Origin of the sequence: Devosia sp. MC532 (genome assembly GCF_016461625.1) — a bacterium.
Lineage (GTDB): Bacteria > Pseudomonadota > Alphaproteobacteria > Rhizobiales > Devosiaceae > Devosia.
The window spans coordinates 179,506-194,306 of record NZ_JAEMNZ010000001.1; the positions used below are offsets into that span (position 1 = coordinate 179,506).

The following is a 14,801-nucleotide window of genomic DNA, read 5'->3' on the forward strand; positions in this document are numbered from 1 at the left end:
CGCAGAGCTTTCTCGCTGCCGCCATTTTTTCCTGAGCGGCGAGTGATCCAAGTTTTATGTGATGCCGTAATTGAGGCATGACACTTGCGATTTACCCCGATACGGGACCGTGCGAGAGTGCTGCTTTTCCACCTAGCCGTAACAACATGTTACGCGCTGCAAATGGGCGTGGCCGCGTGACGAGTAATATCCCGAAAACGAGCGATGCGACAGAGAACGAGCTGGTTACCAGTTGCCTGGTAGCGGTCGCCGAAAGCCGCGACGTGGCGGCCTTACGTAAGATATTCACTCTCTATTCGCCTCGCATTCGTGCCTATCTCATCAAGCATACGCGCGACGTCCAGGCCGCCGAGGACTTGGTGCAAGAGGTCATGCTCGCCATATGGCGCAAAGCCGAGCAGTTTGACCCCATGCGCGGGTCCGCTGCTGCATGGATTTTCGCCATCGCGCGCAACACCTATATCGACGCCTGGCGCCGCAAGAAGCGTCCCGAATTCGACCTGAATGACCCTGCCCTCATGGCCGACCCGGAACCGGAGCCGACGGACATCTTAGTTCAGAGGCAACGACAAGACGCAGTTCAAAAGGCCATGCAAACTCTACCACAGGAACAGATCGACCTGATCAAGCTCTCGTTTTTCGAAGAAGCGTCGCACAGCACCATTGCCAAGCAATTGAGCTTGCCGATCGGCACCGTAAAATCCCGCATTCGCCTCGCCTTCGGGCGCCTTCGCACGGCATTGGAGGACCTGAAATGAGCCTTCATCACCACACAAGCGAAGCGCTACTGCTCGATTACGCATCCGGCAATCTGGCCGAGGGTTGGTCATTGGCAATCGCCACACACTTGGCCATGTGCCCAGAGTGCCGCCAGCGCCTCGACATCATCGAAGCCACTGCTGGCGCGCTTTTGTCCGAGATCGAGCCCGTCGCCGGTCCTGTTGACGCATGGGAAAGCTTTGCCGAACGCTTGGAAGTCGAACCCGCACCACGAGCTGCCAAACCGGCACGTGATGAACAGGTTACTGTTGGCGAAATCCCACAGCCCCTCCGCGACTATGTTGGGCGTTTCGATCAGATCAAGTGGAAGCGCATCGGCAATGCGCATCAGGTCATTTTGCCCATCAATGATGGGGAAACCATGGTTCGCCTGCTCCGCATTCCTGCGGGCAAGCCTGTTCCTGAACACAGCCATGGCGGGCGCGAGCTCACACTCGTTCTCCAGGGCAGTTTTCACGATGAAGTGGATCGTTTCGGTCCCGGCGATCTTGAAGAAGCAGACGGCTCCCTCACGCACCAGCCCATCGCGGGCACGGACATGGACTGTATCTGCCTAGCGGTTACTGACGCACCGCTCAAATTTAGCTCGCGACTGGTTCGCTTTATGCAACCGTACCTCGGCATCTAAGGAGTGCAAAATGGCTGGTTTCTCTATCGGCACGCTGTTAGCGGCCTATTTCGGCGCGGCTGCGTTATTCTTCGCGGTTGATTTTATCTGGCTCGGATTCCTCGCTATCGGTTTTTACCGTAGCGAGATCGGCCACCTTCTGCTCGATAAGCCGAACATGACCGCAGCAGTGGTGTTCTACCTCTTCTATGTAATCGGGATTGTCGGCTTCGCCATTTTGCCGGCCCTCAACGCCAATTCTTGGGTTTGGGCTCTGGTCGCTGGCGTTGCGCTGGGCCTGATTGCCTATGGCACTTACGACTTCACCAATCTGGCGACACTGAAAGATTGGTCTTGGAAGGTAACCGTTGTCGACCTGATTTGGGGCGGCGCAATCACTGGTGGCGCCGCCGTTGCAGGTTACTTCGCCGCGCGGCTCACTGTTTGAGCCGCTTGGTCAAGGCAAACGAAATGGGTTTTGGCAGCCATGCCAGAACCCGCAAAGGCCAGATCAGCCGACGCGGGAAAGCGATCTCAAAGTGCTTACCCTTGAGCCCCTTCAAGATCCGCTGTGCCGCAGCTTCGGGCTCCAGAATGAACGGCATCTCAAAGTTGTTCTGATCGGTCAGACGGGTCCGAACAAAGCCCGGCGTAATCAACCGCACATCGACATTGGGTTCTAGCTCTACGCGCAGGCTCTGCGCCAGATTGACGATCCCAGCCTTCGTCGCTGAATAGACCTGCCCATTGGGCAATCCAAAAATTGCTGCAGCCGAACCAAAGAGCGCCAACTGCCCGCCGGGCTTGAGGTTCTTCGCGCCAACACGCGCAACATTGTAGGTTCCGGTCAGATTGGCGACGATAATGTCTTCAGCTTTTTTCTGGTCGGCTGCCAGCACCGGCCCGGGATCGTAGATCGCCGCCGTGGTGATGATGCAGTCGAATGGGCCACGCGCCCTAGCCGCGTCTTCAAGCGACTGCGGATCAACCACATCGGCAACCGCAAAACTATGCCGAGGGCCGAGAATAGAGACCACTTTCTCCAGCGCCTCGGCATTGCGTCCACTGATGGTAACCTCGGCCCCATCGTCGGCATAGGCCTGCGCAAGCGCTGCACCGATCCCGCTACTGCCACCAATAATCCAAACTTTTTGGATGTTCGCCATCGCGTAATATCTCCTGTGTCAGAGACACTACGCAGCTGGCTCAAGGATGGATGCTTAGGCGGCCAATATTATCGGCGGTCTTAGCGCTACAACCTCACAATCGCGCCCCGTCAGTGTCAAAAGCCAATGCGGCCCCAGCCTCTATGCCAACATCTATGTGCGCACCATTGGTAATCCGTGCGTGACCCTTTTGTTGAATGGTCAGCTTCGTCTCTCCGTCACTGCCGACGGCATAAACATAGGAAACGCCGCCGAGCTGCTCGACCACCTGCGCAGTTGCCGTCAGGCGTTCGCTACTCTCCTCGACCGCGCAGAAATGCTCGGGCCGTATGCCAATTGTTACCTTTTGCCCAAGCACTGCTTTTCCTGTAAATATGCCGGTACTCGCGGAATATCTCCGATAAGCTCCCAATTTTGGGACAAGGAGGTGGTCATGAACAAGGATCAGCGCGAGATCGCGCGCAAGCTTCGCATTATTCAACATGCGGACCAGGCTGGTGATGTTTCCAAGACCTGTCGTTATTTTGGTATTGGCCGCAGCAGCTTCGAACGCTGGCAAGCAGCCTACCGAAAGCATGGTGGTTCAGGTTTGGTAAACCGCCCCCGCTTCCGAAATGGCACGCCAATCGGACGCCGATCGAGATCAAGGAGAAGGTGCTTCATCTTCGAAGCCAGTACCACCTAGGTCCCATTCGGATCGTCTGGTATCTGGCGCGCTACCATGGCATCAAAATTTCAGTCGCAACGGTCTCACGGATACTCAAGCGCAACGGCGTAAACCGCCTTCCACGAGGTACCCGTTCACGGAAGGTACACACCAAGCGGTACAACAAGCAGGTACCTGGTCACCATATCCAAATGGACGTCAAGTTCCTGACATTTAAAGGAGAAAAGGGAGAGAAATTCCGCCGCTTCCAATTTACCGCCATCGATGACGCAACCCGCGTACGGGCGCTCAAGATCTATGAAAAGCACACCCAGGCCAAGGCAATCGACTTTGTCGACCACATCATCAAGACTTTCCCATTGCGCATCTGCGAGATCAGAACCGACAATGGTCATGAATTCCAGGCGAAGTTCCACTGGCATGTCGAGGACCACGGCATTCGCCACGCCTATATCAAGCGCGGCACACCGCAGCTGAATGGCAAAGCCGAGCGTTCGCATCGATCCGCTCAACAGGAGTTCTATCAACTGCTCGACTACAAAGGCGACGTCGACCTAGAAGCCAAACTCGATGAATGGGAGCGCTTTTATAACTTCGCCAGGCCACATGGAGCATTCAATGGCAAGACACCTTACGAAGCGCTTCGCGAAAAACTATAATCCCACCCAGAGCTGACCCGACAGTACCTGCACCTTACAATCATGTTGAACTCAGAGGCCAAATATACTTGGCCCTTGGGCATCATGCAGTATCAGGGACAATACGGAACCGACTGGCCACGCGTTCTGGCCTATCTGTCCCTCTCTATTCTGCCCGCCATCATCTTCTTCCTCGCGGCCCAGCGCTACGTTATCTCAGGGCTCACAGGCGGGGCCGTTAAGGGCTAATGGAAACGAAAAGGCCGGCCTCAAATCTGAGACCGGCCTTTTCAATTCAACAAGTGCGTCCGCTTAGATCTGCGGCACAACCTTGCTCGCATCCAGCAGCGCTGGGCGACCGGCAAGGTTCAGCTTGGCAATACGCGGCTCAGTCCGCGAGATCACCTGGCCGCTCTTAATGACAGCCAGACGCGTTGCCTTAAGACGGATCGCCTCAATGCTGTCGGACGCCTGCAGCAGCACCATGTCGGCCTTGCAACCCACCTCGACGCCATAGCCTTCCAGATGCATGATCTTGGCCGGGCTCGTGGTCACAGCCTCAAAGCACTGGCGCATAGCCGCGCGGCTTGTCATCTGCGCAACGTGCAGGCCCATATCCGCAACTTCGAGCATGTCTGCGTGGTTGAGCGAATACCATGGGTCCATCACGCAATCCTGACCGAAGGCACTGGTGATGCCGTAGGTCAGCATTTCCGGGAAGCGGTTCATGCCGCGACGCTTTGGATAGCTGTCGTGACGACCCTGAATAACGATGTTGATGCGTGGGTTCGCGGTCGCCGCAATCCCCGCCTCTGCCATCATCGGCAACAGCTTGGACACGTAATAGTTGTCCATGGAATGCATGGACGTCAGGTGCGAGGCATTCACACGACCATTGAGACCTAGACGCTGGGTTTCATAGGTCAGCGCTTCGATGTGGCGCGAATTCGGATCGTCGGTTTCGTCGCAATGGATATCAACCAGCAGCCCACGCTTTTCGGCGATCTCGCAGAGCGCCTTCATGCTCGCTGCGCCGTCAGCCATGGTGCGTTCAAAGTGCGGAATGCCGCCAACAATATCGACGCCCATGTCGAGCGCACGGTCGAGCAGGTCGACAGCACCCGGGTAGCGATAGTAGCCGTCCTGCGGGAAGGCGACGAGCTGTAAGTCGATATATGGCGCGACAAGGCGCTTCACTTCCAACAGCGCTTCAACGCCCAGAAGGCGTTCATCGCAAATATCGACGTGCGTACGGATCGCCAGCAGCCCTTGCGACACCGCAAGGTCGCAATAGGCCAGCGCGCGCTCGATGACAGCTTCTTGGGTAAGAAGTGGCTTGAGCTCACCCCAGATCTTGATGCCGTCGAGCAGCAGCCCGCTTTCGTTCATGCGCGGCATGCCGAGCGAGAGCGTCGCGTCCATGTGGAAGTGAACGTCAACAAACGGCGGCGCAACCAGCTGATTGCCCGCGTCGATGGTTTCACCCGCTTCGCCACCGAGGTTCTTCTCAATGGCGGTAATGCGGCCGTCCTTAACGCCGATATCCACACCAGTGCGGCCATCAGGAAGGTTGGCATTTGTAATCTTGAGATCGAACATAAGTGTACTCGCAGAAAATTAGTGACGCTGGCCTTTGAACCACGGCTGCAGCAGCGCGCGCGGATAGTCCGCACGACGAGCAACCAGAACCAAGGCAACGATGGACAGCAAATAGGGCAGCATCAGGAAGACCTGCCCCGGAACAACTTGGCCAATTTCGGCCTGGAGACGGATTTGGAAGGCGTCGAAAGCGCCGAACAGCAGTGCGCCGAGCAGAGCCTTGCCCGGCTGCCAAGAGGCGAACACGACAAGCGCAATACAGATCCAGCCACGACCATTGACCATGCCAAAGAAGAAGGCATCGAACGCCGACATGGTCAGGAACGCGCCGCCCAGAGCCATGAGCGACGAGCCCACAACTACCGCACCAATACGCAGCGCCTGAACCGACAGCCCCTGCGCTTCAACCGAAGCCGGGTTGTCGCCCACTGCCCGGATCGCCAGCCCAAGCGGGGTGCGGTAGAGCACGAAAGCCACAAGGATCACGAAGGCAATCGCCAGCATTGTCAGCGAGGTCTGCTGGAACAGCGCCGGACCAATAAACGGCAGATCCGACAACACTGGAATATCGAGCGGCTGGAACGGGGTGATGCGCGGTGGCGACGTCACTTCCGGCAGCGCCGTACGATAGGTGAAATACGAAAGGCTTGTCGCGAGCAGCGTAATGCCAATGCCCGACACGTGCTGCGACAGCCCCAGAATGACTGTCAGCCCCGCGTGCAGCAGGCCAAACACCGCGCCCACCAGCATGGCCACGATGACCCCACCCCAGAGCCCTGCGCCGAGGTAGACAGCGAGCCAGCCCGCCATTGCCCCCGCCACAAAGATGCCCTCGATGCCGAGATTAAGAACCCCTGCCCGCTCACAGATCAACGCGCCGAGCACGCCAAAAATCAGCGGCGTCGCGATGCGCAGAGCTGCAGCCCAGAAATTGGCCGAGCTGATAATGTCAAATACGACGTCCATTCTTACGCCTCCGCACTAGACTTGGCTTTGCGTTCAAAGCGAACGCGGAAGCGCAGGAAGAATGTGCCGACCAATACGCAGAGCAGCGACAGCGCCACAACGAGATCAGCGAGATAGTTGGAAATGCCGGTGGCCCGGCTCATCGAGTCCGCACCCACAAAGACCGAGGCCACGAACAGCGCCGCAAACACGGTGCCAATCGGCGAAAGCCCCGCAAGCATGGCCACGACAATCCCCGAATAGCCAAAGCCCGGCGAGAGATCAGCCGAGAGATAGCCCTTTACGCCTGCAACCTCGGACACACCGGCAAGACCGGCGAGACCACCCGAAATTAGCGCCACTTTCAGCATGGTCGCATTGACCGGGATGCCTGCGAACTTAGCCGCATCGCGGTTCTCGCCCACGGCCTTGATCTCGAAGCCGAGCACGGTCTTGCGCACGAGAATCCAAAGAACAATGGCCGCGCCAATACCGACGATCAGCCCCCAGTGCATCCGCAGACGGGGAATGAGCTTGGAGAATTTTGCTTCCGCGTCGAGCGGGATGGATTGCGGCCAGCCCATCGCCAGAGGGTCTTTCAACGGCCCTTCGATCAGCATCTGCACAAAGAGAATAACGACGAAGTTCAGCAGTAGCGTAATTACCACCTCATCAGCGCCAAAGCGCTGCTTGAGCATGGTTGGCACCACCATCATCATGCCGCCGCAGATAAAGCCCGCGATCATCACCGTTGGGATCATCAACGCTGGCGGCATCTGCAGCAAGCCGCTCCCAACGAGCACCGCCGCGAGCGCGCCTATATAGAGCTGGCCTTCCGCGCCGATATTCCAAAGCTTCGCCCGGAACGCGACTGCGCAGGCGAGCCCGGTCAGGATAAGCGGCGTCGCCCGGTTCAGCGTTTCGGAAAACGCGAACATCGAGCCAAACGCGCCCTGCACCATCAGGCCATAGGCCGTAATCGGGTTTTGCCCCGCAGCCAGAACAGGAATAGCCACCAGCAAGAGCGCGGCAATGCCGGAGCCAAGCGAAACCAGCAGTTTGAGCGCGACAGAAGCGTCAGCGCGGTTTTCAAGACGCAAACTCATGCTGCCTGCCCTGCCATCAACAAACCAATCGTACCGCGGTCGAGCTTTTCGCTCGGGCCAGCGTCGCTGACCTCCCCGGCGTGAACCACAAGGAAGCGATCCGCCAGCGCGAACAATTCGTCCAGGTCTTCCGAAATCACCATCACGGCGGCGCCACGGTCACGCGCTGCAATAATGCGGCGATGGACTTCCGATTGCGCGCCAACGTCGAGGCCGCGTGTGGGCTGGTTCGCCAGAATAACGCGCGGCGAACGCTCCAAAACGCGCGCCAAAATCAGCTTCTGCACATTGCCGCCAGAGAGCAGCCGCGCTTCGGCGTCCGGCCCCGGGCAACGCACGTCATAGGCCGCAATCGCTTCCGTCGCCCGCTCCTGCATGGCTTTACGATTGAGCAGGCCATAGCGCGAGTACGGCGCGCTGCGCACTTCCTCAATGGCAATATTGTCGGCAACACTCATCGTGCCAACAACGCCGTCATGCTGGCGGTCTTCCGGCATACGCGCCACACCAGCCTGAACCAGCGCACGCGGGTCCGCCTTGGTCAGCGCTTCGCCGTAAAGACGCACTTCGCCAGCATCCGGAACAGCAAGCCCCGAGATCAGTGCCGCAATGCCCGATTGGCCATTGCCCGACACACCGGCCAGACCGATGATTTCGCCAGCCTTGAGTTCAAAGCTGACATTGCGCAGCGATTGACGGGTCGAGCCCTGCTTGAGCGACACATTGGCAAAGCTCATCAGCGGCTCGCGCGGCGTTGCGGGCGTGCGCTTCACTTCAGCCACAGCCTTGCCCACCATCAAATCGGCAATATCGCGCCGATCAGAATTTGCAGTGACGAGCTCACCCGCCTTGCGGCCGCCCCGCAGAACCAGAATACGGCTCGATACGGAGAGCACTTCTCCCAGCTTGTGAGAGATAAAAATAACGCCCAGCCCATTCGCAGCCAAGCGGCGCAGAACGGTGAAGAGCCCTTCGGACTCTTGTGGGGTCAGAACCGCGGTGGGTTCATCCAGAATAAGCACGCGGACATTGCGATAGAGCGCCTTCAAGATTTCAACGCGCTGCTTTTCGCCTACGGTGAGGCTGGCGACAGGACGGTCGAGGTCCACATCAAGCCCACTCTCCGCAATAATGGCTTCCACCTTCTGGCGCGCCGCAGATTTGCCCCCAAGCGCAAACATGCCCTCGGTGCCAAGACGAATATTGTCGAGCCCGCCGAGGTTTTCCGCCAGCGTAAAATGCTGGTGGACCATGCCAATTCCGGCCTTCAACGCCGCGCCAGGCGAACCGGCAGGCAAAATTTGAAGGCCAGCCTCGCTTGCAACACGAACCACACCCTCATCCTGCACATAGTGCCCGAAGAGAATGTTCATCAATGTCGTCTTGCCGGCGCCGTTTTCCCCCAGAAGGGCTAGGATTTCGCCCCGCTTGAGACTGAGATTAATCCCGTCATTCGCGGTGAGTTTGCCAAAGCGCTTGGTGATCCCCTCAAGTGAGAGCACCACATCCCCCTGTTGGTCGGTCATTGCCGCCCCCAAAAAATAGAATAGGCCGGGCGTGGGGAAACCCACACCCGGCCAGAAAAAGGATTACATGCTGGAGCTTGGTTCAGCGTCGTTGATGTCGACCTTGAAAGTACCAGCAAGGATTTCAGCTTCCTTGGCCTTAGCCGCAGCAACTGCGTCCGCACCAGCAAGCGCTTCATCATAAACTGCGCTCGAACCACCGTGCTCGAGGAAGGCATAAATGCCGTAATCCGAAGCGGTGAAACTGCCAGCCTTAATGTCGGCAATTGCTTTGTTGATCATTGGCTCGCCGTGCCACAGCGCCGACGCCAGAATGGTGCCTGGGTAATCCGCTGCGGTGTCGATCACGTTGCCGATGGCCAGAACGCCGCGTTCCTTGGCAGCGTCAGACACGCCAAAACGCTCTGCGTAAAGAATGTCAGCGCCCGCATCGATCATAGCGAATGCCGATTCCTTGGCCTTCGGAGGATCGTACCAGGAGTTGATGAAGCTCACCGAGAACTTCACCTCTGGGTTGACCGAGAGTGCGCCCTGCATGAAGGCATTCATCAGACGGTTCACTTCTGGAATAGCGTAACCACCGATCATGCCGATCTTATTGGTTTCGGTCTTCATGCCCGCAACCATGCCGGTCAAATAGCTTGGTTCTTGGATGAAGTTGTCGAAGGTGGCGAAGTTTGGCTCAACTGGCTGGAGCGAGGACCCCATCAGGTACATGACTTCTGGGTATTCTTCAGCAACGGCACGCGCTGGCTGTTCAACGCCGAAGGCTTCACCGATCACCAGCTTAGCGCCCTGCTCCGAATATTCGCGCATGACGCGTTCATAGTCAGTGTTCGACACGTTTTCCGAATACACATATTCGATCTCGCCGCGTTCCTGCGCTGCGATCAGCGCGAGGTGGAGGCGCGATGCCCACTGCTGCTCAACCGGAACGGTCCACACAGCTGCAATCTTGGTCACATCCTGCGCCAATACCGACCCGGTCAGCGACAGAGCTGCGACGCCGAGTGCGGCCGCCGAAAGAAAGGCGCGTCGACCGAATTTCGTTAGAGCGGTCATTTTAACCCCCAATGAGTGTGCAAAAAACGAACAAAAATCTCTCCTGCCTATCTAGCGAGCGAAGACGCTTGGTTGGCAAGTTGAAAATTAAGGTTTTTTAAATCTGTTCCGTCTTGCTGACGAGTCGCATTTACTCCTCAACGCCGCACTGTGCCTGTGACGCGTTTACGCATGTTTGGAGCTCAGGCTTGGATCGGCCAAAACCACCCATCTATGCATGCGCATATTACAGTCGTTTGGCAGTGCTGACAGGAACATGGCAACACTTGCAGAACATTTGAGGAACACATATAGTCGTTCCGTCTATGTTCCGATTCTGGGGGCTGGGGCCGATGCTGACGAAAAAACAACACGAATTGCTGATGTTCATCCATGAGCGGATGAAGGAGAGCGGTATTCCTCCGTCATTCGACGAGATGAAGGATGCGCTTGATCTGGCGTCCAAATCCGGCATTCATCGTCTCATCACTGCCCTCGAAGAGCGCGGCTTTATCCGCCGCCTTCCAAATCGCGCCCGTGCGCTCGAAGTGGTGAAGCTCCCGGATTCGATGAACCCGACCTTGGGCGGCCGCAAGGCAAAGTTCGAGCCCAGCGTCATTGAAGGCACTCTCGGCAAGGTCGCCGCGCCCCCAGCGCGTGCTCTTCTATCCGCCGCTGACGATTATGCGCGCCCCATCTCCATTCCGGTTATGGGCCGCATTGCAGCAGGCACGCCCATTGAGGCAATCCAGACCCACTCGCACACCATCGCTGTACCGCCAGAAATGCTCGGCTCAGGCGAACACTACGCATTGGAAGTGCGCGGGGATTCGATGATCGACGCAGGCATTTTTGATGGCGACACGGTCCTCATCAAAAAGCAGGATACGGCTTCAAACGGCGAAATCATCGTGGCCCTTGTCGACGATGAGGAAGCAACCCTGAAGCGTCTGCGCCGCAAGGGCGATACGGTCGCTCTGGAAGCGGCAAACCCGGCCTATGAAACCCGTATCTTCCCGCCCGATCGGGTCCGGGTTCAGGGCCGTCTGGTCGGCCTGATGCGGAAGTACTGAATTGGCGGAGGGGCAAGTTGAAAAACTCTGCCCCTTTGTTTTGCGGGGCGTCGGTCCTGCCCGGCAAATCCTAGCGTTTCGTCATCCACTGGCCGGCCTGCAGATCGTCAAAGGTACGCGCGAGCTGGGTGAAGAGATCTGTGCAGGCGCACAGCGAGAATTCTTGGAAGAGACCGGCTATGTCGGCGACCTTGCGGAAGGGCCGCGATGGTCTAGTGCCAATATTGCCGATGGCCAGCTTTGGCATTTTGTGCCGGTGAGCAGTCGCGATCTGCCAGAGACCTTTTCCTGCACGACCAGTGACGATGGCGGCCATGAGTTTTTATTCTTCTGGCACGGCCTCGATGATCCCCCCCTTTCCCCGGACTGGCATATAATCTTCCAACGCGCGCTTGCTGACATTCGACATCACATGCGCTGAGCCAATACACGCGCAAAGTCGAGCATTGCGCTCACCGCTAAGTCCGATCGCAAGCTCCATTTTCATATATTCCCGCTCTAAAGAACGCGCCCCTTCGCGCCCTAAAAGGCCATGTCCGCGCCAAAGCTGGTGCCCATAAGTGCCGGCCAAAAGCCACAAATAGGCCAGTCGCGGCCACGCTGGCTGAGCGCATAAAAAAGGCCCGCTTTCGCGGGCCCTTTCTCACGCATATCGCGCTTAGTGATTGTCGCGTGGCAGACCTTCGGTCTGGGCAATGCGCTGGTACTTGTCGGCACCACGCAGAATGGCGCCGTCGCCCAATTGGCCGACCAGGCCGCGTTGGATTTCCTGCCAAGGGGTCTGATGCTTGGGGAATTTATATCCGCCCTCTGCATTCAGATCCAAACGGCGGGCCGCGATTTCCTCGTCCGAGATGAGGATATCAGCTTCACCCTTATTAAGGTCGATCCGCACACGATCTCCGGTACGCAGGATCGCGAGATTGCCACCAGCCGCCGCTTCAGGCGACGCGTTGAGGATCGAAGGCGAACCCGACGTGCCCGACTGACGACCGTCACCGATACAAGCAAGGGACGAAATACCCTTCTTAATCAGATAGCTAGGCGGACGCATGTTCACCACTTCCGCCGCGCCTGGATAGCCGATTGGCCCCGCCCCACGCATGAACAGCAGCGTGTGTTCATCGATAGCAAGCGACGGATCGTCGATCCGGTGGTGATAGTCTTCAGGACCATCAAACACCACCGCCTTGCCCTCAAACATGCCCGGATGCTGCGGATCGGAGAGATAGCGCTCGCGGAACTCAGGGCTGATCACCGAGGTCTTCATGATGGCGTTGTCGAAGAGGTTCCCGCGCAACACAAGGAAGCCCGCTTCCGCCTTCATCGGATTGTCGAAATGGCGGATCACCTTGTCGTCTTCAATCGGACGATTGCGGCAGTTTTCGCCAATCGACTTGCCGTTCACGGTTGGGGCGTTCTCGTGGATAAGCTTTTGTTTCATCAGCTCATTCACCACCGCAGGCACACCGCCCGCGTGGTAATAGTCCTCACCGAGATATTCACCCGCTGGCTGCAAGTTCACCAAGAGCGGCACCTTGTGCCCATGCTCCTGCCACTCGTCGATATTGAGGTCGACACCAATATGCTTGGCAATCGCATTGATATGGATTGGCGCATTGGTAGAGCCGCCGATGGCCGAATTGACCACGATAGCGTTGAGGAAGTTTTCCTTGGTCAGAATGTCCGATGGCTTGAGGTCTTCACGAACCATCTCTACCGCACGCTTGCCAGTGCGATAGGCCATTTCCTGACGGTCACGATAAGGCGCTGGAATCGCTGCTGAACCCGGCAACTGCATTCCGAGAGCTTCAGCCAACGAGTTCATAGTTGTCGCTGTGCCCATGGTGTTGCAATAGCCAGTCGACGGGGCCGAGGATGCAACCAGTTCAATGAACTTTGGATAGTCGATTTCGCCGGCGGCGAGCAGTTGGCGGGCCTTCCAGACGATGGTGCCAGAGCCCGTGCGTTCGCCCTTATGCCAGCCGTTCAACATTGGGCCAACCGAGAGCGCAATCGCCGGGATATTGACCGTCGCCGCACCCATCAGCATGGCGGGTGTGGTCTTGTCGCAGCCAATGGTCAGCACCACGCCGTCCAGCGGATAGCCATAGAGAACTTCCACGAGGCCCAAATAGGCCAGGTTACGGTCCAGTCCTGCTGTCGGGCGCTTACCGGTTTCCTGAATCGGGTGAACCGGGAACTCAATGGCGATACCGCCCGCTTCGCGAATACCTTCGCGCAGACGTTCAGCCAGAACGATATGGTGACGGTTACAAGGGCTTAGGTCGGAGCCGGTCTGCGCGATGCCGATGATCGGCTTGTCGGACTGCAGCTCTTCGCGCGACACACCATAGTTCATGTAGCGCTCAAGATAGAGCGCGGTCATGTCCGGGTTATCGGGATTATCGAACCACGCACGCGAGCGCAGCTTCCGGCCGCCATTGCCGCTGTTATCTACCGTCATAGATCAATTCCTTGGTTCTCCGCCCTGCGGAGCACTGGGGTCTGTTTGCTCCTGTTCTAGCACGGCAATTCTGGAATGGAACGGGGCCGTAGCTTAAAATCATACAAATGACTCTAAACACCGTGAGAATCTGATTTTCGGCGCATTCCACCTTACTCAGCGCGCGGTGCAATCAGGCAGTTGCGGTTAAGCCATACAAGAACGGGCTAGTCAGTGTCGGTCTCCGGCTTTACGTTCGCGCCGCAGACTTGGAGGGACTACGAAGTGATGCAATCAGGAGCATGGGTCGCTGTTGACTGGGGCACCTCAAATTTAAGGGCGTGGGCGCTGGACGGCGATGGTTCCGTAATCGGAACAGCAAGCTCAGACAAAGGCATGGGCAAGCTCACCCCCGATGCTTTTCCTGGCGCACTGACAGAAACGATCGGCCAATTAGGCTTGGCCAATGCGCCAGACGAAGTGCTGATCTGTGGCATGGCAGGCGCGCGCCAAGGCTGGCTCGAAGCGCCTTATCTTGAAGCCCCTACCGACCTTAAGGACTTGGCCGCGGGCGCGGTCCATCCTGAAATGGCTGGCGGCTTGCGCGTCTCCATTTTGCCCGGCGTATGCCAGCGTCACGGTAGCGATGACGTTATGCGTGGCGAGGAGACTCAGCTCCTTGGGCTCGCAGCGATCTCCCCCGACTATTCCGGTCTCGTCTGCATGCCCGGAACCCACTCCAAGTGGGCCAAGGTCTCAGGCACCAAGATCGAGAGCTTCTCGACGGCCATGACCGGCGAGATGTTTGATCTACTCAAGACCCATTCCGTGCTTCGTCACTCCCTACAGGGCGACCTCACCACTGCAGATCGCGATGATGGTTTTGTCTATGGCGCCAGCAAGGGTCTCGAACACCCTGAGAATTTGATCGGGCAGTTGTTTGCCGCGCGCGCTAGCGCTCTTCTCTCCGGTCGGAGCTCGGCATGGTGCGCAGGCTATCTCTCTGGCCTCCTCATTGGCTCTGAGATCGCCGGCAACCGGTCCAAGATCGGTTACGACCCCGTCCCCCTTATCGGCTCGCACAATCTATGCGCGCTCTATGCCCGCGTACTGGGCATGACCGGCGCTTCGAGCCGTATCGTAAATGTTACAGACGTCATGCTCGCAGGCCTTAAGGCCGCGCGCACCGGCATCGCAGGAGTATAAG

Annotated in this window: 15 protein-coding genes and 2 pseudogenes; 8 read left to right on the forward strand and 9 right to left on the reverse strand. The window is 57.8% G+C overall.

Annotated features, from left to right (window positions below):
- Positions 1-176 precede the first annotated feature (176 nt).
- The 3 genes from JHC09_RS00815 to JHC09_RS00825 are packed head-to-tail and all read left to right on the forward strand — an operon-like array spanning position 177 to position 1,835.
- Positions 177-758, forward strand: coding sequence for a sigma-70 family RNA polymerase sigma factor (locus JHC09_RS00815; protein ID WP_349236490.1), 582 nt, complete (start codon positions 177-179; stop codon positions 756-758).
- Complete coding sequence (locus tag JHC09_RS00820; RefSeq protein ID WP_199530442.1) at positions 755-1,408, forward strand: ChrR family anti-sigma-E factor; 654 nt, start codon at positions 755-757, stop codon at positions 1,406-1,408. The genes JHC09_RS00815 and JHC09_RS00820 overlap by 4 nt, the downstream gene beginning before the upstream one ends.
- A 10-nt stretch (positions 1,409-1,418) precedes the next feature.
- Positions 1,419-1,835, forward strand: a complete 417-nt coding sequence (locus tag JHC09_RS00825; RefSeq protein WP_169193931.1) for a DUF2177 family protein — start codon at positions 1,419-1,421, stop codon at positions 1,833-1,835.
- On the opposite strand, the gene JHC09_RS00830 is transcribed toward JHC09_RS00825, so the two are convergent.
- Positions 1,825-2,553 (reverse strand): SDR family NAD(P)-dependent oxidoreductase, encoded by a 729-nt coding sequence (locus JHC09_RS00830; protein WP_199530443.1) that lies wholly within the window; start codon positions 2,551-2,553, stop codon positions 1,825-1,827. The two genes, JHC09_RS00825 and JHC09_RS00830, sit on opposite strands and share 11 nt — an antisense overlap.
- A gap of 94 nt (positions 2,554-2,647) precedes the next feature.
- Complete coding sequence (locus tag JHC09_RS00835; RefSeq protein ID WP_349236491.1) at positions 2,648-3,130, reverse strand: TOBE domain-containing protein; 483 nt, start codon at positions 3,128-3,130, stop codon at positions 2,648-2,650.
- Between JHC09_RS00835 and JHC09_RS00840 the strand changes: the two genes are divergently transcribed.
- The 3 genes and pseudogenes from JHC09_RS00840 to JHC09_RS00850 form a co-directional block, all read left to right on the forward strand.
- Complete coding sequence (locus JHC09_RS00840; RefSeq protein WP_349236502.1) at positions 3,029-3,238, forward strand: helix-turn-helix domain-containing protein; 210 nt, start codon at positions 3,029-3,031, stop codon at positions 3,236-3,238. The two genes, JHC09_RS00835 and JHC09_RS00840, sit on opposite strands and share 102 nt — an antisense overlap.
- Positions 3,177-3,879, forward strand: a pseudogene (locus JHC09_RS00845) (integrase core domain-containing protein); the annotation flags it as partial. The gene JHC09_RS00840 and the pseudogene JHC09_RS00845, both read left to right, overlap by 62 nt.
- Before the next feature lie 39 nt (positions 3,880-3,918).
- Positions 3,919-4,107 (forward strand): annotated as a pseudogene (locus tag JHC09_RS00850) (carbohydrate ABC transporter permease); the annotation flags it as partial.
- 63 nt (positions 4,108-4,170) lie between these two features.
- Here JHC09_RS00850 and JHC09_RS00855 read toward each other — a convergent pair.
- From JHC09_RS00855 to JHC09_RS00875, 5 genes are all read right to left on the reverse strand, one after another.
- The gene (locus tag JHC09_RS00855; RefSeq protein ID WP_199530444.1) at positions 4,171-5,457 is read right to left on the reverse strand and encodes an amidohydrolase family protein; all 1,287 of its coding nucleotides are present in this window, start codon (positions 5,455-5,457) and stop codon (positions 4,171-4,173) included.
- Positions 5,458-5,475: 18 nt separating this feature from the next.
- Positions 5,476-6,423 (reverse strand): ABC transporter permease, encoded by a 948-nt coding sequence (locus JHC09_RS00860; protein WP_199530445.1) that lies wholly within the window; start codon positions 6,421-6,423, stop codon positions 5,476-5,478.
- 2 nt (positions 6,424-6,425) lie between these two features.
- Complete coding sequence (locus JHC09_RS00865) at positions 6,426-7,508, reverse strand: ABC transporter permease (protein ID WP_199530446.1); 1,083 nt, start codon at positions 7,506-7,508, stop codon at positions 6,426-6,428.
- A complete protein-coding gene (locus JHC09_RS00870; RefSeq protein WP_199530447.1) occupies positions 7,505-9,034 on the reverse strand; it encodes an ABC transporter ATP-binding protein in 1,530 nt (509 codons plus the stop codon). The genes JHC09_RS00865 and JHC09_RS00870 overlap by 4 nt, the downstream gene beginning before the upstream one ends.
- A gap of 63 nt (positions 9,035-9,097) precedes the next feature.
- Positions 9,098-10,096: a BMP family protein gene (locus JHC09_RS00875; protein WP_199530448.1), complete on the reverse strand. Its 999-nt coding sequence runs from the start codon at positions 10,094-10,096 to the stop codon at positions 9,098-9,100.
- Between the two features lie 332 nt (positions 10,097-10,428).
- On the opposite strand from JHC09_RS00875, the gene lexA reads away from it, so the two are divergent.
- Positions 10,429-11,148, forward strand: coding sequence for a transcriptional repressor LexA (lexA, locus tag JHC09_RS00880; RefSeq protein WP_199530449.1), 720 nt, complete (start codon positions 10,429-10,431; stop codon positions 11,146-11,148).
- Positions 11,149-11,218: 70 nt separating this feature from the next.
- On the opposite strand, the gene JHC09_RS16825 is transcribed toward lexA, so the two are convergent.
- Entirely contained in the window at positions 11,219-11,464 is a 246-nt protein-coding gene (locus tag JHC09_RS16825; RefSeq protein WP_248308826.1) for a hypothetical protein, read from the reverse strand.
- 342 nt (positions 11,465-11,806) lie between these two features.
- Positions 11,807-13,615, reverse strand: coding sequence for an IlvD/Edd family dehydratase (locus JHC09_RS00890; RefSeq protein WP_169193941.1), 1,809 nt, complete (start codon positions 13,613-13,615; stop codon positions 11,807-11,809).
- Positions 13,616-13,882: 267 nt separating this feature from the next.
- Here JHC09_RS00890 and JHC09_RS00895 point away from each other — a divergent pair, with 267 nt between their 5' ends.
- On the forward strand, positions 13,883-14,800 hold the full coding sequence (locus JHC09_RS00895) for a 2-dehydro-3-deoxygalactonokinase (RefSeq protein WP_199530451.1): 918 nt from the start codon (positions 13,883-13,885) through the stop codon (positions 14,798-14,800).
- Position 14,801 lies beyond the last annotated feature (1 nt).